General features: G+C 45.0%; 21 protein-coding genes. 11 read left to right on the top strand and 10 right to left on the bottom strand.

Annotation, left to right across the window (positions count from 1 at the left end; genetic code table 11):
- Positions 1–13: 13 nt before the first annotated feature.
- The 4 genes from LWP20_RS03895 (at position 14) to LWP20_RS03880 (ending at position 3,342) form a co-directional block, all read left to right on the top strand.
- Positions 14–691 (top strand): response regulator transcription factor, encoded by a 678-nt coding sequence (locus tag LWP20_RS03895; protein ID WP_242926796.1) that lies wholly within the window; start codon positions 14–16, stop codon positions 689–691.
- 1 nt (position 692) lies between these two features.
- On the top strand, positions 693–2,012 hold the full coding sequence (locus tag LWP20_RS03890) for a sensor histidine kinase (protein WP_242926795.1): 1,320 nt from the start codon (positions 693–695) through the stop codon (positions 2,010–2,012).
- A gap of 83 nt (positions 2,013–2,095) precedes the next feature.
- Positions 2,096–2,935, top strand: coding sequence for a class I SAM-dependent methyltransferase (locus LWP20_RS03885; protein WP_242926794.1), 840 nt, complete (start codon positions 2,096–2,098; stop codon positions 2,933–2,935).
- A 113-nt stretch (positions 2,936–3,048) separates the two neighbouring features.
- Positions 3,049–3,342 carry a Bor family protein gene (locus LWP20_RS03880; protein WP_242926793.1) on the top strand — a complete coding sequence of 98 codons (294 nt, stop codon included), beginning with the start codon at positions 3,049–3,051 and terminating at the stop codon, positions 3,340–3,342.
- A 250-nt stretch (positions 3,343–3,592) separates the two neighbouring features.
- Here LWP20_RS03880 and LWP20_RS03875 read toward each other — a convergent pair whose 3' ends face one another.
- The 9 genes from LWP20_RS03875 to LWP20_RS03835 all read right to left on the bottom strand — a co-directional run bounded on the left by LWP20_RS03875 (position 3,593) and on the right by LWP20_RS03835 (position 11,968).
- On the bottom strand, positions 3,593–4,543 hold the full coding sequence (locus LWP20_RS03875; protein ID WP_242926792.1) for a ComEA family DNA-binding protein: 951 nt from the start codon (positions 4,541–4,543) through the stop codon (positions 3,593–3,595).
- A 13-nt stretch (positions 4,544–4,556) separates the two neighbouring features.
- Complete coding sequence (locus tag LWP20_RS03870) at positions 4,557–4,712, bottom strand: hypothetical protein (protein ID WP_242926791.1); 156 nt, start codon at positions 4,710–4,712, stop codon at positions 4,557–4,559.
- A 4-nt stretch (positions 4,713–4,716) separates the two neighbouring features.
- Positions 4,717–6,369 carry a sodium-dependent transporter gene (locus tag LWP20_RS03865; protein WP_242926790.1) on the bottom strand — a complete coding sequence of 551 codons (1,653 nt, stop codon included), beginning with the start codon at positions 6,367–6,369 and terminating at the stop codon, positions 4,717–4,719.
- A 152-nt stretch (positions 6,370–6,521) separates the two neighbouring features.
- Positions 6,522–7,433, bottom strand: a complete 912-nt coding sequence (locus LWP20_RS03860; protein WP_242926789.1) for an SDR family oxidoreductase — start codon at positions 7,431–7,433, stop codon at positions 6,522–6,524.
- A gap of 18 nt (positions 7,434–7,451) precedes the next feature.
- Positions 7,452–8,096, bottom strand: a complete 645-nt coding sequence (locus LWP20_RS03855; RefSeq protein ID WP_242926788.1) for a peptidylprolyl isomerase — start codon at positions 8,094–8,096, stop codon at positions 7,452–7,454.
- A gap of 180 nt (positions 8,097–8,276) precedes the next feature.
- Complete coding sequence (hemC, locus tag LWP20_RS03850; RefSeq protein WP_242926787.1) at positions 8,277–9,230, bottom strand: hydroxymethylbilane synthase; 954 nt, start codon at positions 9,228–9,230, stop codon at positions 8,277–8,279.
- A gap of 7 nt (positions 9,231–9,237) precedes the next feature.
- Positions 9,238–10,365 (bottom strand): DNA polymerase III subunit, encoded by a 1,128-nt coding sequence (locus tag LWP20_RS03845; protein ID WP_242926786.1) that lies wholly within the window; start codon positions 10,363–10,365, stop codon positions 9,238–9,240.
- Between the two features lie 69 nt (positions 10,366–10,434).
- Complete coding sequence (locus LWP20_RS03840) at positions 10,435–11,646, bottom strand: GlmU family protein (RefSeq protein WP_242926785.1); 1,212 nt, start codon at positions 11,644–11,646, stop codon at positions 10,435–10,437.
- Positions 11,647–11,722: 76 nt separating this feature from the next.
- On the bottom strand, positions 11,723–11,968 hold the full coding sequence (locus LWP20_RS03835) for a type B 50S ribosomal protein L31 (protein WP_242926784.1): 246 nt from the start codon (positions 11,966–11,968) through the stop codon (positions 11,723–11,725).
- A gap of 188 nt (positions 11,969–12,156) precedes the next feature.
- Here LWP20_RS03835 and LWP20_RS03830 point away from each other — a divergent pair, with 188 nt between their 5' ends.
- The 6 genes from LWP20_RS03830 to secDF all read left to right on the top strand — a co-directional run bounded on the left by LWP20_RS03830 (position 12,157) and on the right by secDF (position 18,408).
- Positions 12,157–12,666: a phosphoribosyltransferase family protein gene (locus LWP20_RS03830; protein WP_242926783.1), complete on the top strand. Its 510-nt coding sequence runs from the start codon at positions 12,157–12,159 to the stop codon at positions 12,664–12,666.
- Between the two features lie 191 nt (positions 12,667–12,857).
- Positions 12,858–13,445 carry a non-canonical purine NTP diphosphatase gene (locus LWP20_RS03825; protein ID WP_242926782.1) on the top strand — a complete coding sequence of 196 codons (588 nt, stop codon included), beginning with the start codon at positions 12,858–12,860 and terminating at the stop codon, positions 13,443–13,445.
- Between the two features lie 73 nt (positions 13,446–13,518).
- Positions 13,519–14,142 (top strand): uridine kinase, encoded by a 624-nt coding sequence (gene udk, locus LWP20_RS03820; RefSeq protein ID WP_242926781.1) that lies wholly within the window; start codon positions 13,519–13,521, stop codon positions 14,140–14,142.
- A complete protein-coding gene (locus tag LWP20_RS03815) occupies positions 14,135–14,830 on the top strand; it encodes a potassium channel family protein (protein WP_242926780.1) in 696 nt (231 codons plus the stop codon). Before udk ends, LWP20_RS03815 begins: the two co-directional genes overlap by 8 nt.
- Before the next feature lie 43 nt (positions 14,831–14,873).
- Entirely contained in the window at positions 14,874–15,248 is a 375-nt protein-coding gene (locus LWP20_RS03810) for an RNA methyltransferase (protein WP_242926779.1), read from the top strand.
- 172 nt (positions 15,249–15,420) lie between these two features.
- A complete protein-coding gene (gene secDF, locus LWP20_RS03805; RefSeq protein WP_242926778.1) occupies positions 15,421–18,408 on the top strand; it encodes a protein translocase subunit SecDF in 2,988 nt (995 codons plus the stop codon).
- A 205-nt stretch (positions 18,409–18,613) separates the two neighbouring features.
- Here secDF and LWP20_RS03800 read toward each other — a convergent pair whose 3' ends face one another.
- On the bottom strand, positions 18,614–19,228 hold the full coding sequence (locus LWP20_RS03800) for a NifU family protein (RefSeq protein ID WP_242926777.1): 615 nt from the start codon (positions 19,226–19,228) through the stop codon (positions 18,614–18,616).
- A 214-nt stretch (positions 19,229–19,442) separates the two neighbouring features.
- Between LWP20_RS03800 and LWP20_RS03795 the strand changes: the two genes are divergently transcribed.
- A complete protein-coding gene (locus LWP20_RS03795) occupies positions 19,443–20,831 on the top strand; it encodes a sodium:proton antiporter (RefSeq protein WP_242926776.1) in 1,389 nt (462 codons plus the stop codon).
- The last annotated feature ends 154 nt before the right edge of the window (positions 20,832–20,985 follow it).

Genomic DNA, 20,985 nt, shown 5'->3' with positions numbered 1-20,985 from the left:
TAAGCACGCACCCATGCACGTATTGATTGTAGAGGACGAAGCCAGCCTGGCAACGGAACTGGTCCATTTCCTGTCGCAGCAGCACTACCGTTGCGACTGGGCCCATACCGGCCGCGATGCTTCTGAAAAGATTGCCGTTAACCTGTATGATTTTATACTTCTGGACTTGGGCCTGCCCGATTACAATGGCCTTGACCTGCTGGAAGAAACAAAACAACTGGACCACGACCCGGCAGTAATTATACTTACGGCGCGTGGCTCTCTGGAAGAACGTATTAAAGGCCTCGGGCTTGGGGCCGATGATTACCTGCCAAAACCTTTCTCGTTGCTCGAACTGGATGCACGCATGCAAGCTGTATTGCGCCGCAAGTTCAAGGTTAAATCATCTGTACTTTCTTTCCATGGTTTTAACCTCGACAGCACTGCCCGCAAGGTGAGCTACCAGGATAAAGATGTATCATTAACTAAAAAGGAGTTCGACCTGCTGCATTACCTGCTTCTGCACAAAAACCGCATACTTACCAGGTTGCAGCTGACCGAACACATCTGGGGCAACATACTGGAGGATGATTACGACTCCAACTACATTGATGTGCACATCAAAAACCTTCGCAAAAAACTATCTGCCCACATACCAACCGATTGGATCGAAACAGTACGTGGGGTTGGCTACCGGTTAACTGTGTCATAGTATGCGGCTCCAGACCAAGATCGCGCTCTTCAGTGCTGTTTCTAAAATCATTATCCTGCTTTTGCTGGTGTTGCTGCTGCCATTTATTATACACCGGGTAGCCCTGCATAATACCGACGATCGCCTGTTACAAAAGCGGGACAAGGTGATCAGTATGATTGAAAAGCAGGGTATTGAAACCTTTATTGCGGAAGGCGATAACGGAGCCTATGGTAGCTATAACCTCCTGAAAGAAGAGTTCATATCGCTGGAGCAGATAAACTCGCCGGTACAGGTGGTGGATATGATCGAGAACAGCCTGCGCAAAGTTGAGGGCGAAATTGAAGAATACCGCGTGCTGAGCCTGACGCTGGAAGTTGACAACAAATATTACCTGCTGGAAATAGGCCGCAGTATTGCCACTATTGGCGAAAACACCAATACACTGCAACAGTATGCCTTATACTTTCTGGTGGCCGTAGTGCTTACAACAGTTTTTGTTGACCTGGCTTTCAGTAAGATACTGCTAAAACCACTCCGGCTTATTATTAAACGCTTACAACGCATTGGCCACCCCAGCACCTTTATCCCTGCCAGGCTTAACACCTCTACAGAAGATTTCTTATACCTTAATAATACCATCAACGATATGATGGGCCAGATTCAGGCTGCTTTCCTGAAAGAGAAGGAGTTTATCGGTAACGTATCGCATGAGCTGCTTACGCCTGTTTCTATACTTCAGACACGGCAGGAAAATATGCTGGCCGACCCAACCGTGCCGGAACATTTACTGGTAAAACTGGTAGAAAACCAGAAAACACTGCACCGCTTAAAAACCATCATAAGAACGCTGCTACTCATCTCACGGATAGAAAACGAGCAGTACCTTAAAAACGAAGCTGTGGAGCTGAAACAGTTGACAGATGAGGTAGTAGAGGAAATAAGCGAACGCGCTGAAGCTAAAGAAGTAGCGTTGCAAGTAGATGTAGAAGAAGACTGGACGCTACAACAAGGCAACGAATCGTTGCTGCATACCATGCTGTTTAATGTTATTAATAACGCTATAAAGTATAACCTGCCGGGTGGCAGCATCTTTATAAAAGGCAGGGCTGTTGGCAAAGGCTATGAGCTGTCAATAACAGATACCGGCGTAGGTATACCCGAGGACCAATTGCCACATATTTTCGACCGTTTTAAGCGCTTTCATGCAGCTGATGGCGAAAGCCAGGGACTGGGCCTACCCATTGTAAAAACGGTGGCAGAATTTCACAAGATCAAACTTAAGGTACAATCTGTTTTAGGCGAAGGCACTACCTTCACTTTCCACTTCCCAAAAGCCTGACCCTTCAGGTATAAAATTTAAAGCCCCTGAGTACGTTCCTCTCGTATCTAAAAATTTAGATTACATTTTTTAACAGAGCTGTTATGGCAACAACATCTATAGAACCCTCAGAAGAAAAATATTTACACGGCTACTCCACCGAAGAGCAAACACGCCTTTACAAGCAGGCGCGTTTTATGGAGAACAAGATCTATTCCGATATCGATTTCTCGATGGTGAATAACCTGCTCGAAGTTGGTTGCGGTGTTGGGGCGCAATCCGAGATTCTGCTGCGTCGTTATCCACATCTTTTCCTTACCGGCCTAGATTATTCTGATAGGCAGATAGAGCAGGCTGAGAAGTATTTAGCAAACATACCATACGCTACAGGCCGTTATAAATTGCAGCAAGGCAACGCCATGGATATGGATTTTTCTTCACAGTCTCAGTTTGACGGAGCTTTCCTATGCTGGGTGCTGGAGCATATTCCGGATCCGGCGCGGGTGCTATCCGAAGTTAGGCGTGTGTTAAAACCGGGCAGCCCGATTGTGATAACCGAAGTGCTTAACTCCAGCTTTTTTGTGGAACCATACTCGCCAAGCGTGCTGCAATACTGGATGCGGTTCAACGATCTGCAGTATGATATGAGCGGCGATCCCTTTGTTGGTGCTAAACTAGGCAACCTGCTACAATCTGTAGGCTACCAGCGCATCGAAACAAAACCCATGACCTACCACCTCGATAACCGAAACCCTGCCAAACGCGCCGAAATGATCGGTTTCTGGACAGAGCTACTACTCAGCGGATTACCTCAGTTACTCGAAGCAGGTTATGTAGACGAGGAGCTGGCCGAAAAAGTAAAGCAGGAAATGCACCTGGTAGCCAAAAGCCCAAATGCTGTATTCTTTTATACTTTTATACAGGCCAAGGCTTATACTTCTTAGGGTATACTTTGAACACATTATGCGAACTAAATAATTTTTAACTATTTGGCTTTATATTTATAATAGTAAAATTTCTATATTTGAGACTGTTTTTCAACTTAATTTATAGCCAAATGAAAAAAACAGTAAAAATGTTCGCAGCAGCGATGCTAATGTCTTCTATGTTAACATCATGCTATACTTACACAACTGTAGTAGGTAATGGCGCACAAGGTAGCACACAAGTAAAAAAGATGAACCACTATGTAGTGTATGGCCTTGCACCAGTAAGCGTGTCAAATCCAGTTGAAATGGCTGGTGGCGCCAAAGATTATACAGTTAAAACAGAGCATTCTTTTATTGATGGTCTGATTGCTGGTCTTACATTCGGAATTTATACTCCTACTACTACAACTGTTACAAAATAAATAATGAGGGGAAACGGATCCGTTTCCCCTTACATTTGCCTGCTATGAAAGTAAGAATATTTTTGTTGTGCGTGTTCCTCATACTTTTTGTGGTAATAGCTAACACAGTGCTTTCCCTTGATTTTGAGCGGCTGTCTGTGTACGGTCAAGGCTATCTGGCAGGCAACGGTATATTACTGTTAGGCAGTTTACTGGGGCTCTTCTTTACTGGCAGAAGCATTTTCAAAAAGATTTCCCTCTAGATTTATACTTACAACACCAGGTAAGGCTTCAGTTTATCATACAACTCCTGCGACACGATCTTTACATTTCGCACTTCTTCCAGCGCTTTATACTCGCCGTGCTGTTGCCGGTAAGCTACAATGGCCCTCGCTACATTCGGTGAAATATAGGGGTGTGCATTCAGTTGTTCTACAGTAGCTTTATTCAGAGAAAGCCCGTTTATACTTGCCTGTGCAGCCCGCACGTAGCTATACTTTACTAAGCTATCTACCACATCAGGTTGCAGGCCATATACTTCCTTCAGCTGCGCCATACTATGAAAACCTCCTAGCTTATCTCTGTACTTAATAATACGAGCCGATAGTTTGCTGCCAATACCGCGTATCTGTTTCAGTTTGGTAGTATCGGCGGTGTTAATGTCGAAGGGTGCAAGTATAAATTTTTCTCGCGGGTAGCGGTTATTGTTCCAGGCAGGGCGTGTGGTGTTGCTCACGTAAGCCTGGCCGGTTTTATACTTTGATGGCCGGTCTTCAGGCAATTGTATGTAGGGGTACAGCTTTCTGAATGTGGAATCCGGCAACCCATAAATCTTACCTAATTCAGCTTTGTAAGTAAAATCGCCTACTTTATTGCGGTAGTTGAGTATGCGCTGTGCCATGTATTTTGGCAACCCTAATGCCTGCCACTGCTCCACAGTAAGCTCGTTCGGGTTAAACGGATGCAATGCAACTGCAGGGAAATTATACTTACTCCGGTAGCCTTTTTCCGGCTGCCTCGCTTCGAGTTGCGCCACCAGGCTGTCTAACATGCGCTGGTCTGAGGCGGCAGTATGTTTACTTGCATCTGGCTGGTAAAGTATAGAAAATAAAAATGGTGCTGCCGTAAGCAGCACCATTAGAAGTATAAGCAGCAAAAACCCGTTTACCTCGCGTTGCGAAAAACCAAAGTACCGGCGTATAATGCGCTTTATTTTATTCATTCAGTCTGGGTAACTATAAAGCCTGGCGGCCAAGCTCGTCGTCGTTGTCGAGGTACGAGTCAGGCTCCGGCTTTGGTGGAGTCTTTAAAACCCTGGCGAAGAAGTATAACGTTAATCCGGTTACCAGTGTTAAGGTGGTAAGCATGATAATAAGTGCAGACGTATTCATAAGATTAAATTCTTCCTTCTCTAACTCGTTTTTTATAAGCAATGTAAACCAGCAGCGCAAGGCTCAGGAATACAAGGGCAAGCAATGCGCGCGAAGCGTTTACAAAGAACATGGTTTCTTCCAGGTGCGAGATCTGTGCAGGATCTGTGGCGGCAGCTAATTGTTCTTTCAAACCGCTGTTCGCCAGTTTCTTGATGATAGAGCCATTATCCAGTTCCCAGTTTCCGCTCAGGGCTGCTCCCCAATCGCCACCTTTTGGCGTGATAAGCGAACCAATAAACACCCACAGCAACAGCAGCGGCGTTACAAACTTGATGATGAACTTATAGATGTTCGGTACTTTTATATCAGATCCGGATGTAATCTCGCGCCAGCCTTTGTTCATACCAAATACCCATGCAAACAGCACAGACTCCAGCAAGGCAAACACTACCAGCGATACCGTACCGGCCCAGTAATCATACTCATCAAAAACGCCATAGTTAAAGTATAGTACGGTTGGCATACCCAGCAGGAACACAATCAAACCAAAAGACCAGGCAGCTGGTTTGCGTCTCCAGTTAAACTCGTCCTGCAGGAATCCGATCCACGGCGTACCCATTGCCAGCGATGAGGTTATACCGGCAAAGAACAACAGGCCAAACCACATAACACCAGAGATAGCAGCTAATGTAGGCCCCCACTGTGCAAACAGGTATGGCAATGTTTTAAAACCAAGGCCCAGACCACCCAATTGTACCAGTTCAGTTACACGGTCGATACCCAGGTAACCGATAGAGATAGGAATAAGAATAGCACCACCCAGCACTACTTCCACAAACTCATTCATCCAACCGGCAGACATGGCGTTAAGCGCAATATCATCTTTAGAACGGACATAAGAAGCATAGCAATGAATTGTACCCATACCTACTGATAAGGTAAAGAAGATCTGACCGGCAGCTGCCAACCATACGCTCGGCGACCATAGCTGGTCATAGTTCGGAGTCCAGAGGAAGTTTAAGCCAACAGAGCTATCGTTAATAGCGCCCTGCTCACCGGCAGTAATTGTAAAGCCTTTGTAAGCCAGGAAAATACCGAAAATTATAAGCAACGGCATACCTATTTTAGCAACTCGCTCAACACCCGCTGCCAGCCCCTGAGAAAGAATCCAGGTGTTTAACAGTAAGCAGATCACGAAGAATACGATTGGTTCGTATGGTATACCGGTTGTAGAAGTGTCCAGGTTTACGTAGTGGTTAAAGAACTCCGCTACACCATTCTGGTCGAGGCCGTTGAAAGAGCCCATCAGTGAGTGCATTACGTACGAAAGCGTCCAGGACTCGAGGTAGCAATAATAAGCTGCTACGGCAATGTTTGTCCAGATACCGAATACCCCGATATACTTCCAAAAACGTCTTTTATCCATTGCATCCAGGATGAATGGTGTGGAGTGGTGACCGAATTTTCCTCCGAAACGGCCCATAGACCACTCAATCCAAAGGAGCGGTATGCCCATTACTAAAAAGCAAACCAGGTAAGGGATAATAAAGGCACCACCGCCATTTTGTACTGCCTGTACCGGAAACCTCAGAAAGTTTCCGAGACCGACGGCGTTACCGGCCATGGCCAAAATGAGACCCACGCGCGAGCCCCAGGATTCTTTGTTAGCACTCATAAATAAGGGTAAAAATTAATGCGTTTAGTTTAGGTTTAGTTAGGTGTAGTTTGGTATTAAACTTCTAATATAGGAAATTGCTTTTACAGGCGCACATAAAATACTGTTTTTATACTATACAGCACCTTGTTGTAACTGCAAAAAATCAGGTTTTAACCGTATACTTCGGCCTGCTCTGCCACTATTTTTATACCTTGCTGGAAAGTATGAGGCTTATATCCGAGGTATGTTTCGGCCTTCGTAATATCAAAACCGGTGCGGGGCGGGCGTTTGGCAGGCTGCGAAAAGGTAGTATGGTCAGCTTTATCAATCAGCGATTTATCCAGATCAAAATAATCAGCTACCTGCAGGGCCATATCGTAAGGCGTTAGCATTTCTTTGCCAGATATATTAAAGATACCCTCGGCATCTTTTTCTACAGCCAGCCAGCAACCCATCGCCAGATCTTCGGCCAGCGTTGGCGTTCTGAACTGATCGGTGACTACTTTAATTACTTTGCCGGCCCGCAGGCTATCGCGCACCCACAGCACAATGTTGGTGCGGCCATAATCGTGCACTACGCCATACACCAGCACTGTGCGCAGTATAGCCCACTTGCAGGTTGAGCTCTTTACAATCTCTTCAGCAAGACGTTTGCTTTCGCCGTAAAAGCTGATCGGGTTTGCTACTGCTTCTTCGTTATAAGGGCCGTCTTCGCCGTCAAAAATAAAGTCAGTGGATAGATGAATGAGGTGCACATTATACTTTTCGCAGGCATCCACAAGGTTTTGTACCGCTTCAACGTTCAGTTTCAGGCAGCCTTCGCGGTTGGTTTCGCATTCATCCACGTTGGTCATGGCGGCTGTATGAATAATATGCGTCGGCCTGAATTCAGCAACTACTGCATCAACCTGCGCTTTATCGGTTACATCCATTGAGGCAAAAGGCAGCGCCGGAAATACAGAAGCCAGTTTATTTTGCCCGCGGCTGGTAGCCAGCAGTTCTATATCGGTACGTGGCAGCAACAATTTGGCAAGCTTTTGCCCCAGCAAGCCGTTTGAGCCTGTAATCAGTATTTTCTTCATAGTAATAAGCAGCGTTTGTTAGTTGCTGTAAGTATAGTTGTATTTCTTAGCGATCTTTTTCTTTTTTACCTCCTCCACTTTCACTTTCATCTTGATGTCAGAAAGCGGGCGGTCGCGGCCATCTTTAGGTTGTTCGGCTATTTTATCTATCACATCCAATCCATCTACTACCTGTCCGAAAACAGTATAAGCTTCGTCCAGCATGGGTGTGCCATCGTGGTTCTCCACAATATAAAACTGCGATCCGCTTGATTCGCGCTCCGGGTTCATGTGGTCGCCCATACGTGCGGCAGCTACAGCGCCACGTTTGTGCTTATACTTTGGCAGAATTTCGGCCGGTATAGTATAACCCGGGTTGCCTGCACCATCGTTGCGCGGGTTGTCGTCTTTAGTGTTTGGGTCGCCGCCCTGTATCATAAAGCTGTCTATAATGCGGTGGAAGGTAGTATTATCGTAAAAGCCTTCCTTGGCAAGCTTCAGGAAATTGGCTTTATGCTTCGGGGTATCATCAAACAGCACCAGCTTCATGTCGCCTTGCGGCGTGGAAATGGTAACAAGCTGATCTTTGCCTTTAGGCGCTTTTTGTGCAGATACTATAGCCGGAGCCAACACTACAAAAGCCGCCGATAACACCAGGTGCTTTATACTTTGCTTCTTAAACATATCTCAGGTTTATATAAAACGGACTTTAAGTTTCCCATTTTTTCGCTCTATTCCAAATTCAAGCAGGTTTTAGCTGTTTTTAAACAACTTTTGCCAGTGCATATACCAAAACAAAAATCCCTGGGTTTATACTTTGTTTAAGCATAAACCCAGGGACTCCGGAGCAAGTTGCTGCTGCTATTATACTTCTGCGCGCTGCTCTTTTATATTTTTAAGTATCTCTGCACCGCCTTTGGCAAGTATAGATCTGGCCAGTTGCTCGCCAATAGCTTCTGCTTGTGCGTTAGCACCAATCAAGGTTTCCTGCAACAGTATCTGCCCATCCAGACTTACGATACCGCCATTTATACTTACACCAGTTTCTGTTAAAGTTGCCAGCGCAAACGAAGGTATGCTGCAGCCGCCTTCCATAGTGCGCAGGAAAGCGCGCTCGGCCAGCAGGCAAACGTGTGTATCTTCATGATCGAGGGCAGCTTTTAAAGCTTTTTTCAGATCAACAGACAAACTTCTGGCGCACTCAATAGCTACACTTCCCTGGCCGGCAGCCGGCACAAATTCATTTTCAGGGAAAGTATGCACAATCAGGTTATCATAACCCATTCTAACCACACCGGCATAAGCCAGCATCAGCACATCAAACTGGCCATCTTCCAGCTTTTTCAGGCGTGTTTGCAGGTTTCCGCGCGACTCCGCCGTAGTTATGTTCGGGTAATAGTTTTTAAGCAAAGCCCTGCGGCGTGTAGATGATGTACCTATCACAGCTTTTGTATCGCGTTCCAGTTTAAAATCGGGGTTAAAAGAAAGTATAACGTCGTTCACTTTCTCGCGCTCCATAAAAGCCACCAGTTCCAGGTCGGCAGGTATAGTAGACTGCACATCTTTAGCGCTGTGTACCGCAATTTCTATACTTCCATCACGCAGGCTTTCTTCCAGTTCTTCGGTAAAAACGCCTTTTGCCCCAATCTTATCCAGCGATTTATCCAGTACCTGGTCGCCTTTGGTGCTGATGATCACAATTTCGGTAGCAAAACCTGCCGATGTTAATTTATCGGCAACGGTGTTTGCCTGCCACAGCGCCAATTTGCTGCCGCGTGTGCCTATGCGTATAGTTTGTAAAGTTGATTCTGTCTGCATAAATATCTTAGTTGTTGCCGCGCAGGTAGCCGGCAATTTGAATAGAGCTGTCTACAAATACCATTTTAGGGTTGGCGTTGCGCTCTATGTGGTAGTGTGCCTGGTTAAGTTCTTCGGCCAGCTGGCCAGCATTGTCCTGCGTAATTACCTTAGAGAATTTCTGAACGAAGTCGAGCTCGTTTGGCGGCAGGTACGTAATTAAAGAGGCATCTACGCCATAAAGTGTTACTTTCCGGAAAAGGTTAAGCGCGTATAGCAGGAAGTTTTTCTGGTTCTCGCGGCCCAGCTTCTGAAAATCCTCGCTCATATCTACCAGCTCGTTAAACTTACGGGTGTAGCAATTGCGCATCCAGGTAAGGAAAAGCGTAAAATAATCGCTGCTGATCTCGCTTGTAAGCTTAGCCGCGGCATTTAAACTACCATCAGCTAACTGGGCAATCTGGTAGGCAGTGGTTTTCTCGGTATTATACTTTTCTTCCAGGTAAGAAATAATTTCCTCTTCTGTAAAAGCCCGCACCTGCACGATCTGGGTACGCGAGGTTATAGTTGCCAGCAGCTTTTCAGCAGACTGCGACACCAGTAGGAACAGCGTTTTGGCAGGTGGCTCTTCCAGTAGTTTTAACAGGGCATTGGCGGCAAACGGGTGCATCAGCTCCGGCAACCAGATCAGTACAATTTTATAGTCTCCCTCAAATGCTTTCAGCGATACCAGCTTTACCAACTGGCGGCTTTCCTCTTTCGAGATATTGCCTTGTTTGTTCTCGGCGCCTATAAACTGCATCCACTCGTTTAGCCCCTGATAAGGGTTAGCAAGTACAAAGCTGCGCCACTCTGTCAGAAACTTCTGACTGAGCACATCTTTGGTAATGGATTTGGTGCTTGTAACCGGCATCACGAAATTAAAATCCGGGTGCACCAGTTTGTTCATTTTAACGCAGCTGCCGCATGTTCCACATGAATCATCGGCTTGCCGGTCTTCGCAGTTTATGTAGGTAGCATAGGCCAGCGCAAGCGCCAGGTTGGCGCTCCCCTCCTGCCCCAAAAACAGCTGCGCATGCGCCACATGGTTTTGTAGCACCGAGTTTGTCAGCAACCGCTTTGTTTCCTGATGGCCTTTTATCTGTGAAAACTGCACGTTTTTAAATTACGAATTAAGAATTATGAATTGCCGCAAAAATGAAAATCGACAATTAACAACCAACAATTAAACTTTCTTATCCCAGACCCTGTATTGTTGTGTCTGGTTGAACACTTCCTCAAGTATAGCTTTTTCGGTTGCATCTAATACCTTGTTACGGCGGTCCATTACCTTTTCAGCCACTTCGTATACTTTGCGCAACTGGTATGTTTCGAAGCCAGATGCCCCTCCCCAACTAAAAGAAGGCACAAAATTACGCGGGAAGCCTGAACCAAAAATATTGGCACTTACACCAACCACCGTACCGGTATTAAACATGGTATCGATGCCGCATTTGCTATGATCGCCCATAATAAGGCCACAGAACTGAAGGCCAGTGCCTTTAAAACCACTCTTGCCATAGTTCCATATCTTCACCTCAGCATAATTGTTCTTCATGTTAGAGGTATTGGTATCTGCTCCGAGGTTGCACCACTCGCCCAGCACAGAGTTGCCTAAGAAACCTTCGTGCCCTTTATTGGAGTAACCAAAAATAACCGAATTGCTGATTTCGCCGCCTACTTTGCTGAATGGGCCAATAGTTGTATCGGCCCGCATTTTGCCGCCCATATTTATAGTGCTGCCTTCGCATAACGCAAACGGGCCTCTAATAATAGCTCCCTCCTGCACCTGCGCATTCTTTCCAATATAAATGGGGCCACCTTCTGCGTTAAGTATAGCTGCTTTAATGGTAGCGCCTTCTTCTATAAAAATGTTTTCCTCGCCGTAAACTGCCGTAAATTTATCATTCACTGGCTGGCTTATACGGTCTTTTGTCAGCAAGGCAAAATCGTTGCGTATCTCACGGCCATTGTAAACAAATATCTCCCAAACATTGCGGATCATGGGCACATCACCCTCCAAAACCCGTTTCTTGCTGTCTTTGGCAAGGTTTATCAACTCTTCAACTTCCTGTATGTTCAGTCCGTCGCCGTTAAAAGCGATCAGGGTATCGCCCTGCCAATACGATTCGCCATAACTCAGGCCTTTCATGTGGTCTATCAGTTCGCGCGTGGGGCAGATAGCACCATTTATATAGCAGTTATGTACATCGTGATATGAAACATACTTCGCCTGCAGGTAATTCTGTGTTAAAGAAGAAACCGCCTGTTTTGTGAGCTGCTGCCATTTCTCGGCTAACGTGAGTATACCTACCCGAATTTCTGAAACGGGCCGGGTAAATGTTAGCGGCAACAGGTTCTGCCTGATGGCAGGATCATCGAAGAGGATAATGTTCATAAAGACAAAAATAAAAAAGTCTTCCTGATATTCTCAGGAAGACTTTTATTTAAACGCTTTAACCGGTAGAAACCGCTTATTTTTTCTTGTAACGCGTGTTGAATTTTTCCACACGACCAGCAGTATCCACGAAAATGTTTTTACCAGTGTAGAAAGGGTGAGAAGCAGAAGAAACTTCCACTTTGATTACAGGGTACTCTTTGCCATCTTCCATTGTGATAGTTTCGCTAGAAGTCATGGTTGAGCGGGTGATAAATTTGAAATCACTCGTCATATCCTGAAATACCACCTCTCTGTATTCTGGGTGAATGCCTTTTTTCATTATTATAAACGTTAATTAACCTTAATTTCTTCTTCGGACTGCAAAAATAATAAGTAATTCTGAATTTAAAACGCTATTAACCAAATTATTTTAGCCGATGGCCAAATATAGCAACTCCTTTGTAATATTGTTTAAATTTGCTTCGGTAGCTAACAGCGGCTTAAGCCAACATCCTACGTATCAATACCATGACACACGCAAATAACAGCATCATTTTAAATAAAGACCAGATCGGGCAGAAAATAACCCGCATGGCTTATGAAATTTATGAGCAGAACGTAGAGGAACAGGGCATTGTGCTGGCAGGTATACATGAGAAAGGCGCCATACTTGCTGCGATGCTAACAACACAATTACGCAGTATTTCGCCGATAAACGTGCAATTGCTAACGGTTACACTTAATAAAGTAAGCCCCCTGGAAACGCCTGTAAAGTTAGACCCTTCTGAGGTAAGTATAGCCGATAAGGTAGTAATTATAGTAGATGATGTACTGAACACCGGCAAAACGCTGGCCTTTACTTTAGCCGCATTGCTGCAACACAACCCCAAAAAAATAGAAATAGCTACCCTGGTTAACCGCCACCATACGTTGTACCCTGTGGCTGCCACCTATACCGGTTACTCGCTTGCCACTACCCTGCGCGAACATGTACAGGTTGTATTACAGGATGGAGAAGTAGCGGCTTATCTGCATTAAGATTTAATTGCATTTGCTGATTGTTAAATTATTCACACTTAAGTCAAAATTAACGATTGCTATCTGTATTAATGCCTTACATATTGAGAGACTTCCCTTACAGAAGTATAATCCAAGTCAGTACACTTATATAATCAGAAGTACTACCTGCTTCAAAGCAACAAGCAATTAACAACTAACAATCTACTCCCATGACCGATCTTTGCTTTGCCACCAATAACAAGAATAAAATTGCTGAAGTAAGCCAGATGCTTGCGGATAAGTATAAACTGCTGAGCCTAGAAGACATTGGTTGCCACGAAGAACTGGCCGAAGACCAGGATACTATGGAAGGAAATTCGCGGCAAAAGGCGCAGTATGTTTGGGAGAAGTATAAAGTTAATTGCTTTGCTGATGATTCCGGGCTGGAAGTAGATGCATTGTGTGGTGCGCCAGGGGTTTACTCGGCACGATACGCCGGCCCGCAACGCTCCGACTCCGACAACATTACAAAACTACTGCAAAGCTTGCAGGGAGTTGAAAACCGCAAAGCACGTTTCCGCACTTCGGTTACTTTATACTTAAACGGTCAGGAATATCAGTTTGAAGGCATTGTGAACGGAACTATAACCCACGAATGGAAAGGCGACAAAGGCTTTGGCTACGACCCGGTATTTTTACCCGATGGCCACGAACAAACCTTTGCACAAATGGGCGCAGCCGAAAAAAATGCTATCAGCCATCGTGGCCAGGCCATCCGAAAACTGGTTAACTTTCTGAAAGCCCAGGCAGGCGCATAAAATATTTACACGCACAAGTATAGTCAATTACTGCTCAAAAGCTTAATTTTGCAGTCTGAAACTATAACTCCCAATGCAAAAGCCATATATCGTCGGAATTACAGGAGGTAGTGCTTCAGGAAAAACCACTTTTTTGAATAAGCTACTCACGTCGTTTTCGCCAGAGAACGTCTGCCTTATCTCACAGGACAATTACTACAAAGACCGCGAACACCAGACACGCGACCTTAACGGAGTTGTCAATTTTGACCTTCCTTCCTGCATAGACGACGAAGCCTACGCACACGATGTTTTAAAAGTGAGCCAGGGCGAAACCGTTTACAGAACAGAATATACTTTTAACAACCCAAATGTGGTACCCAAGCAACTGGAGTTTAAACCAGCTCCTATAGTTGTGGTAGAAGGCATCTTTGTTTTTTACTTTGAGCAAATAGCAAAACTGCTCGACCTGAAAGTATACATAGATGCAAAAGAGTATATTAAACTGCAGCGCCGCATAGTACGCGACAAGGTAGAGCGCGGCTACGACCTGGATGATGTATTGTACCGTTATACCCACCACGTGGCACCAACTTACGAAAAGTACATCAAGCCTTATAAAAACGATGCTGATATCATTATCCCGAACAATCAGAACTTCGAACGCGGGCTGGATGTATTAACAACGTTCCTAAACACGAAGATCAAAAATGGTTAAGTATAAATTTGCGGTTATTGGCCTGGGCGTATTCGGTAACTCGATTGCCCGTACCCTTGCAGAACGTGGTGCCGAAGTGCTGGCCATGGACGTAGATGAAGACCATGTAGAAGATATTAAGGACGACGTAGCGTACGCCGTTGCCCTGGATGCCACTGACCTGCGGGCACTGGAAGCACAGAACCTGCAAGAGTTAGATGCCGTGGTAGTTGCCATAGGCGAAGATTTTGAAGCTTTGCTAATCACTACTGCCAACCTGCAGGAGCTGAACATCAAGCGCATTATTACCAGGGCATCTAACAAACAGCAACGCCGCATACTTGAGAAAATGGGCGTTAAAGAAATCCTGTCGCCGGAGGGTGAAGTTGGTAAAACAGTAGCCGAACGCCTGCTACAGCCAAGTATACGCACCTTTCTGCCGCTGCCCGATAACTACGAAATTGTAGAGATAAATACGCCACGTGCTGTGGCTAATAAAAGCATTGCTGCCATATCGCTGCGCGAGAAGTATAACCTCAACATGATTACTATAAAACGTTTTTTTGAGGAGATACAAGACGGAAAACCAACCCTGGTAGAGCACATTATCGGGGTACCTAAAGCTGATACCGTTATCTATTCAACTGATATCCTGATTCTTATTGGTAAAAAACAGGATGTGAAACGTTTTATAGAAGTTAACCGCTAAGGATTTTATTTTTTCGAGAAAGGCGTTACATTTGTAAATACACATGCCAAACGCTAAAACCATACACTATCACTTCAGGCATCTGCTGATGTCCGTAACCCTGCTTTGGGCGCTTATGCTCAATGGCCAGGAAGTGGTGGCGTATACATACCCGGCTAAGGCAGCTCCGAAGCAAACATCTTCTGAACTGACAACTGCCCCTGAAAAGGAGCATAAAACAGTTGTAAAGCAGAAAGTATCGCTGGAGGCAACAACTTCTTTTGTAGCCCTTAACCTAGGCCAGGCCCTTAAACCGGCTCCTTTCCCTGATTTTGCACAACCAACCGACGAGCCGCTGCCAGCTATGGTAGCCAAGCCTGCCGGCATAAGTTTTATAGCCCAGCTATTTCCCGTTACCATACAGCCAAACGCCCCTTAAGGCTGTAATTCCCTCCTATTTCATTTAACTGAAAGCTGCTTTCGCAGCAGTTTTTAACACGGTACGGAACGCTGTTGTGCTTTCGCATAGTTTATATAATACTTCCGGCTCCCGTGTTACCTGCAGATTTTAATTTATTATACTTATACGCTTCATTCATTTTTAACCAACAATGCGGAATAAAACCTTAATTATTGTTCTGACAGTAATAGTATCGGCGCTTTGCGCGTACTACCTGTCGTTTTCGTTTGTTGCCAACAATGTGCAGAAAAAGGCCGAGGCCTACGCTACTGATGCACAGGGCAATGTAGATAATGCCAAAAAGCAAGACTACCTGGATTCTGTTTGGAAAGAGCCTGTATTTATGGGCATGACTTACCAGCAGGTTAAAGAAAACGAATTAGGCCTTGGTCTTGACCTTAAAGGCGGTATGCACGTGGTGCTTGAAGTTTCTCCTATCGAGATCATCAAGTCTATGTCCGGCAACAGCAAAGACCCTAATTTCCTGAAAGCACTGGCACGCGCGCAGCAGTTACAGAAAACCAGCCAGGAAAGCTTTACTACACTTTTCGGCGAAGCTTATCGCGAGGTAGAGCCTAACGGACGCCTGAGCCGCATTTTCTCTAACAATGCCAACCGCGGCAAAATCAGCTACGAATCTTCTAACGCTGATGTACTGAAGGTAATTGACAAAGAAGTGGAAGATGCTATTGACCGCTCTTTCAACATTCTGCGCACACGTATCGATAAATTCGGTGTAAACCAGCCAAACATCCAGCGCCTGAAAGGTACTGGCCGTATCCAGATCGAGCTTCCGGGTATCGATAACCCAGACCGCGTACGTAAATTATTACAAGGTATGGCTAACCTGGAGTTTTGGGAAGTATGGACTCCTGAAGAGTTCTCGCCATACTTTATGCAGCTGAATGAGTACCTGACTACTCAGGAAAAAGCAGGCAAACTGAACGTTAAGACAAAAGCTAAAGGTGATGCCCTAGCTAATGCTGCTGCTAAGCCTGATTCTGCTGAAGACGTACTTGCTAAAGCAGCTGCTTCGGATTCTACAAAAGCTGACTCAACTACTATTGCAAAAGCTGATACTAAAGAAACTCCTGCTGTTGATTCTGCAGCCGCTCAGACTGGCGTACTGGCTCGTTTGTTCACGCAAATGCCAGGTGGTATTGGTGCTAACGTGCGCGATACAGCCCGTATCAATGATATTTTTGCACGCCCTGAGGTTCGTGCTATCTTCCCTCCTAACATGAAGTTCCTTTGGGGTGTTAAGCCTATTGCAGGTGATAACCGCCAGGAATTTGTAGAGTTCTACGCTATTAAGAAAGGCCGTGACGGAAAAGCTCCTCTTACAGGTGAAGCCGTAAACGATGCACGCCAGGATTTCGACCAGACTGGCCGTCCTGAGATCAGCATGACCATGAACCCAACAGGTGCTAAGAAATGGGCTCGTTTAACAGGTGCCAACGTTAACCGTCAGGTTGCGATCGTACTTGATAATTATGTATACTCTGCGCCGGTAGTACAAGGCGAAATCACAGGTGGTAACTCTTCTATCTCTGGTAACTTTGCTATTGAAGAAGCACAAGACTTAGCTAACATCCTGAAAGCTGGTAAAATGCCGGCTCCAACACGTATCGTTGAGGAAGCTATCGTTGGTCCGTCACTAGGCCAGGAGGCAATCAACCAGGGTCTGATCTCTACACTGGCAGGTCTTTTGATCGTGGTTGTGTTCATGATCGCTTACTATAGCCGTGGTGGTTTCATCGCTGACTTAGCACTTGTATTCAACGTATTCTTTATACTTGGTATACTTGCCCAGTTTAACGCTGCGCTTACATTGCCTGGTATCGCGGGTATCGTACTTACACTGGGTATGGCCGTAGATGCGAACGTATTGATATTCGAACGTATGCGTGAAGAAGCCAGAAAAGGCCTGAGCATGCGTGAAGTAATCAACAAAGGTTACGACAAAGCATTCATGACTATTCTTGATGCCAACGTTACTACGTTCCTGGCTGGTTTTATACTTTACTTCTTCGGTTCAGGTCCGGTTAAAGGCTTCGCAATTACGTTGATGTTGGGTATCGTAACTTCATTCTTTACATCAGTATTTATTTCGCGCCTGTTTATTGAATCTACTTTCAAGAGAGCTGGTAAACTGTCGTTCTCTAATGCATTAGCCGAGAGAATGTTCCAGAACGTGAAGTTTGATGTAATGAAGTGGAAAAAACCTGCTTATGCATTCTCACTGGCTATACTTGTGTTCGGCTTTGTAGCGATGGCTATTAAAGGACCAAACCTGGGTGTTGACTTTAAAGGTGGCCGCTCTTATGTAGTTGAATTCGATAAAGCAGTTCCTGCTTCTGACATCCGTGCTTCGTTGGTAGATAACTTCCAGGAAGCTGGTACTGAAGTAAAAACTTTTGGTGCATCTAACCGCATGAAAGTAATTACAAGCTGGTTGGCTGATGATGAAAGCGTTGAAGCAGACGAGCAGGTAAAAGCAGCCCTAGATGCAGGTTTGGGAGAATACAGCAACCTGAACCCTAAAGTATTAAGCTCATCTAAGGTAGGTGCTACAATGGCAGATGATATCCAGAACACAGCCATGATCTCACTTGTATTAGCGCTGGCAGGTATCTTCGTTTACGTAATGCTCCGCTTCCGTAACTGGCAGTTCTCATTGGGTGGTGTGGTAGCCTTGCTTCACGACTCCCTGATGATCATCGCGATCTTTGCTATACTTGATCTGTTTGGTATCTCTTATGAAATGGACCAGGTATTTATTGCAGCTATACTTACCATCATTGGTTTCTCTATTAACGATACCGTGGTAATCTTTGACCGTATTCGTGAGTACCTGGATGAAAATCCACGTAAACACATCAGAGAGGTAGTAAACCCAGCCCTGATCCATACTTTCAGCCGTACGATCATTACTTCTGCAACCGTATTTATGGTGGTACTGGTATTGTTCATATTTGGTGGTGAAGTGCTTCGCGGCTTCTCACTTGCCATGCTGATCGGTATTCTGTTCGGTACTTACTCATCGTTGTTCATTGCAGCTCCGATTGTAGTAGATACCATGAAAGCTGAGAATAAGCCGGCTCCTGCTCCGCAGGCAGCAGCTCAGAAAGTTCGCTAATTAGCTTTAGCACATAAACAGAAAAGCCCGGGGCAATAGCTTCGGGCTTTTCTGTTTATAAGTGATTTCTGGCAGTAAAGCATTCCGTTAATAAAAAGCAACGCAAAAAGACCTGCCACCATTCAAGTTTCATACTTGCTCAAAACAACAGAAGCCAGCTACTCTCGCAGCTGGCTTCTGTTTTATACTTTATACTTTGAAAGTCTTAGATAGTCACGCCATCGGCAACTACTTCGGTAACTTCAGGTACCATACGCTTCAGCAGGTTCTCGATACCGGCTTTAAGTGTTACAGTAGCAGATGGGCAACCGCTGCAAGAACCTTGCAGGTGCACAGTTACTACGCCATCTTTATAAGACTTGAAAGTGATGTTACCACCATCCTGCTCAACAGCCGGACGCACATAATTCTCTAACAGGTCAATTACTTTTTTAGATATCTCAGCATCTTCTGCAGTTGCAGTAACATCGCCTTCTGTAGTTGCAGCCTGCTTTTTAGCCACAAAACCTTCATTAAACACAGGGCCGCCTGCCTCAATATAAGACTTAAGGAAAGTGCGCAGCTCCGGAATCAGTTTTGTCCACTCAAGCTCAGATGCTTTTGTAATGGTTACAAAGTTATTGGCGATAAATACTCTTGATACATAATCGAAGTTGAAAAGCTCTTGCGCCAGCGGCGACTCCATAGCGCTTTCAAGCGTTGGGTAATCTACGCTCTGGCCTTCTGGCAACAGTTGCACGTTCATTACCAGCTTCATAGACTCGGGATTCGGGTTAGCCTCAGCATAAACCGAAACCACTTTTTCTTTATTTTCTAACATGATATAGCAAGGTTTTAAATTAAAACTTGAGCATTAGTTATTAAGTTTCCAAAATTAACTAATAATTCTGAGAAGTAGGATACAGGCTTATACTGCAGTATTTAGCTTTTGTTATGAAAGGCTAAAACAGCTATTTAAATAGCATTTTAACTCAGAAAGTATAACTTTGTGTTACAGTTAAATTTTTAACAAGAAGTAACCCCCTGCATTCCGCATGCTAAATTTTACAATTTTACTGGCGCAAGTACAGCATCAGCCCCCTGCATTTCTCATTATCCCGTTTCTGATTCTTATAGGTATGATCGCCAGTGGCCCGGTACTTTTTGGCCACTTCTGGGAACACAACTATAAAAAAGTAGCAGTTAGCCTGGGCTTAACTGTGCTGGCTTATTACCTTTTTGTGCTGCACGATGTGCACATGCCTATACATACACTAGCGGAGTATGCTTCTTTTGCTATCCTGTTAAGCGCTTTATACATTGCTGCAGGCGGTATTTATGTTAACATTAACGCTAACGCAACTCCGGCCATGAACGTGGCCATGGTAGCACTTGGCGCAGTACTCGCTAATTTAGTAGGTACAACAGGTGCTTCGCTTCTACTGATCCGCCCGTTTATACGTTTGAATCTGCACCGCATAAAGCCTTACCAGATCGTATTTTTTATATTTATAGTGAGTAACGCGGGTGGTTTGCTTACCCCGCTCGGAGACCCTCCGCTGTTTATCGGTTTTCTGAAAGGGGTGCCGTTCTTCTGGACACTTCAGCATTTAATTGTACCCTGGGTGGTAGTTATCGCTTTGCTGTGCCTGGTGTTCTTTATTGTAGACAGCCGTAACAAAAAAACAGATTATACGCCACGCCCGGAAGTTAAAGCCAAAATAGAAGAGCATACTGAATTTTATATTAAAGGAAAGCGCAACCTGTTCTGGCTTGCCATTATTATTGGAGCTATTTTCCTTGATCCGAATGTTATAGAGAACCTGCCGCACATTGCTTACGATGGCAATAAATTCTCTTTCCTGCGCGAAATCATACAGCTGACTGCAGCATACTTCTGCTACCGTAACTCCAGCAAAACTGCTCTTGCCGGTAATCAGTTCAGCTTTCACCCTATCCTGGAAGTAGTGTTCCTGTTCTTTGGTATTTTCTTTACCATGATGCCAGCCTTGCAACTTTCAGCAGCTATCGCTTCTTCTCCGCAATATGCACAATACATTACACCAAACTTCCTGTACTGGGCTACCGGTTCTTTGTCTGGTTTCCTGGATAATGCTCCAACCTATGCCAACTTCCTATCGCTGGCTATGGCCAAGTATGATATGGCACAGAACAGTGTGGTAGAGGTAAGACAGTTTGCTACCGGCACTGGTACTGACCCAATTACGCTGGTTCTGCTGGAAGCTATTTCGTTGGCATCAGTGCTGTTTGGTGCCTTTACCTACATTGGTAACGGCCCTAACTTTATGGTGAAAGCCATTGCAGAAAGTGCTGGTATAAAAATGCCATCGTTTTTCGGCTACATTGTGCGCTACTCCATTCCGTTCCTGTTACCAGTACTGGTACTGATCTGGTTCCTGGTAGTGCACCTCCACTTGTTCTAATCTGAATTCAAACTATAAAAAGAGCCGTTCCTGATAACAGGGAGCGGCTCTTTGTTTTTATACTTACCAATGATTCCCAAGCTTGGCAAATAGCTAGTGCAAGTATATTCTTATAAACAAGAACTGCTAAGTTTAAAAGTGCAAGGTGCTTATT

Source organism: Pontibacter vulgaris, assembly GCF_022758145.1.
In the GTDB taxonomy this organism is placed as follows: Bacteria; Bacteroidota; Bacteroidia; order Cytophagales; family Hymenobacteraceae; genus Pontibacter; species Pontibacter vulgaris.
Note: the sequence above shows the minus strand (reverse complement) of the source record. Positions and strands in the feature narration are given on the sequence as shown.

Bases quoted from the DNA above. Each gene is read 5' to 3' on its own strand.
- LWP20_RS03895 (WP_242926796.1), top strand. From the start codon at position 14: ATGCACGTATTGATTGTAGAGGACGAAGCCAGCCTGGCAACGGAACTG.
- LWP20_RS03890 (WP_242926795.1), top strand. From the start codon at position 693: ATGCGGCTCCAGACCAAGATCGCGCTCTTCAGTGCTGTTTCTAAAATC.
- LWP20_RS03885 (WP_242926794.1), top strand. From the start codon at position 2,096: ATGGCAACAACATCTATAGAACCCTCAGAAGAAAAATATTTACACGGC.
- LWP20_RS03880 (WP_242926793.1), top strand. From the start codon at position 3,049: ATGAAAAAAACAGTAAAAATGTTCGCAGCAGCGATGCTAATGTCTTCT.
- LWP20_RS03875 (WP_242926792.1), bottom strand. From the start codon at position 4,543: ATGAATAAAATAAAGCGCATTATACGCCGGTACTTTGGTTTTTCGCAA.
- LWP20_RS03870 (WP_242926791.1), bottom strand. From the start codon at position 4,712: ATGAATACGTCTGCACTTATTATCATGCTTACCACCTTAACACTGGTA.
- LWP20_RS03865 (WP_242926790.1), bottom strand. From the start codon at position 6,369: ATGAGTGCTAACAAAGAATCCTGGGGCTCGCGCGTGGGTCTCATTTTG.
- LWP20_RS03860 (WP_242926789.1), bottom strand. From the start codon at position 7,433: ATGAAGAAAATACTGATTACAGGCTCAAACGGCTTGCTGGGGCAAAAG.
- LWP20_RS03855 (WP_242926788.1), bottom strand. From the start codon at position 8,096: ATGTTTAAGAAGCAAAGTATAAAGCACCTGGTGTTATCGGCGGCTTTT.
- hemC (WP_242926787.1), bottom strand. From the start codon at position 9,230: ATGCAGACAGAATCAACTTTACAAACTATACGCATAGGCACACGCGGC.
- LWP20_RS03840 (WP_242926785.1), bottom strand. From the start codon at position 11,646: ATGAACATTATCCTCTTCGATGATCCTGCCATCAGGCAGAACCTGTTG.
- LWP20_RS03835 (WP_242926784.1), bottom strand. From the start codon at position 11,968: ATGAAAAAAGGCATTCACCCAGAATACAGAGAGGTGGTATTTCAGGAT.
- LWP20_RS03830 (WP_242926783.1), top strand. From the start codon at position 12,157: ATGACACACGCAAATAACAGCATCATTTTAAATAAAGACCAGATCGGG.
- LWP20_RS03825 (WP_242926782.1), top strand. From the start codon at position 12,858: ATGACCGATCTTTGCTTTGCCACCAATAACAAGAATAAAATTGCTGAA.
- udk (WP_242926781.1), top strand. From the start codon at position 13,519: ATGCAAAAGCCATATATCGTCGGAATTACAGGAGGTAGTGCTTCAGGA.
- LWP20_RS03815 (WP_242926780.1), top strand. From the start codon at position 14,135: ATGGTTAAGTATAAATTTGCGGTTATTGGCCTGGGCGTATTCGGTAAC.
- LWP20_RS03810 (WP_242926779.1), top strand. From the start codon at position 14,874: ATGCCAAACGCTAAAACCATACACTATCACTTCAGGCATCTGCTGATG.
- secDF (WP_242926778.1), top strand. From the start codon at position 15,421: ATGCGGAATAAAACCTTAATTATTGTTCTGACAGTAATAGTATCGGCG.
- LWP20_RS03800 (WP_242926777.1), bottom strand. From the start codon at position 19,228: ATGTTAGAAAATAAAGAAAAAGTGGTTTCGGTTTATGCTGAGGCTAAC.
- LWP20_RS03795 (WP_242926776.1), top strand. From the start codon at position 19,443: ATGCTAAATTTTACAATTTTACTGGCGCAAGTACAGCATCAGCCCCCT.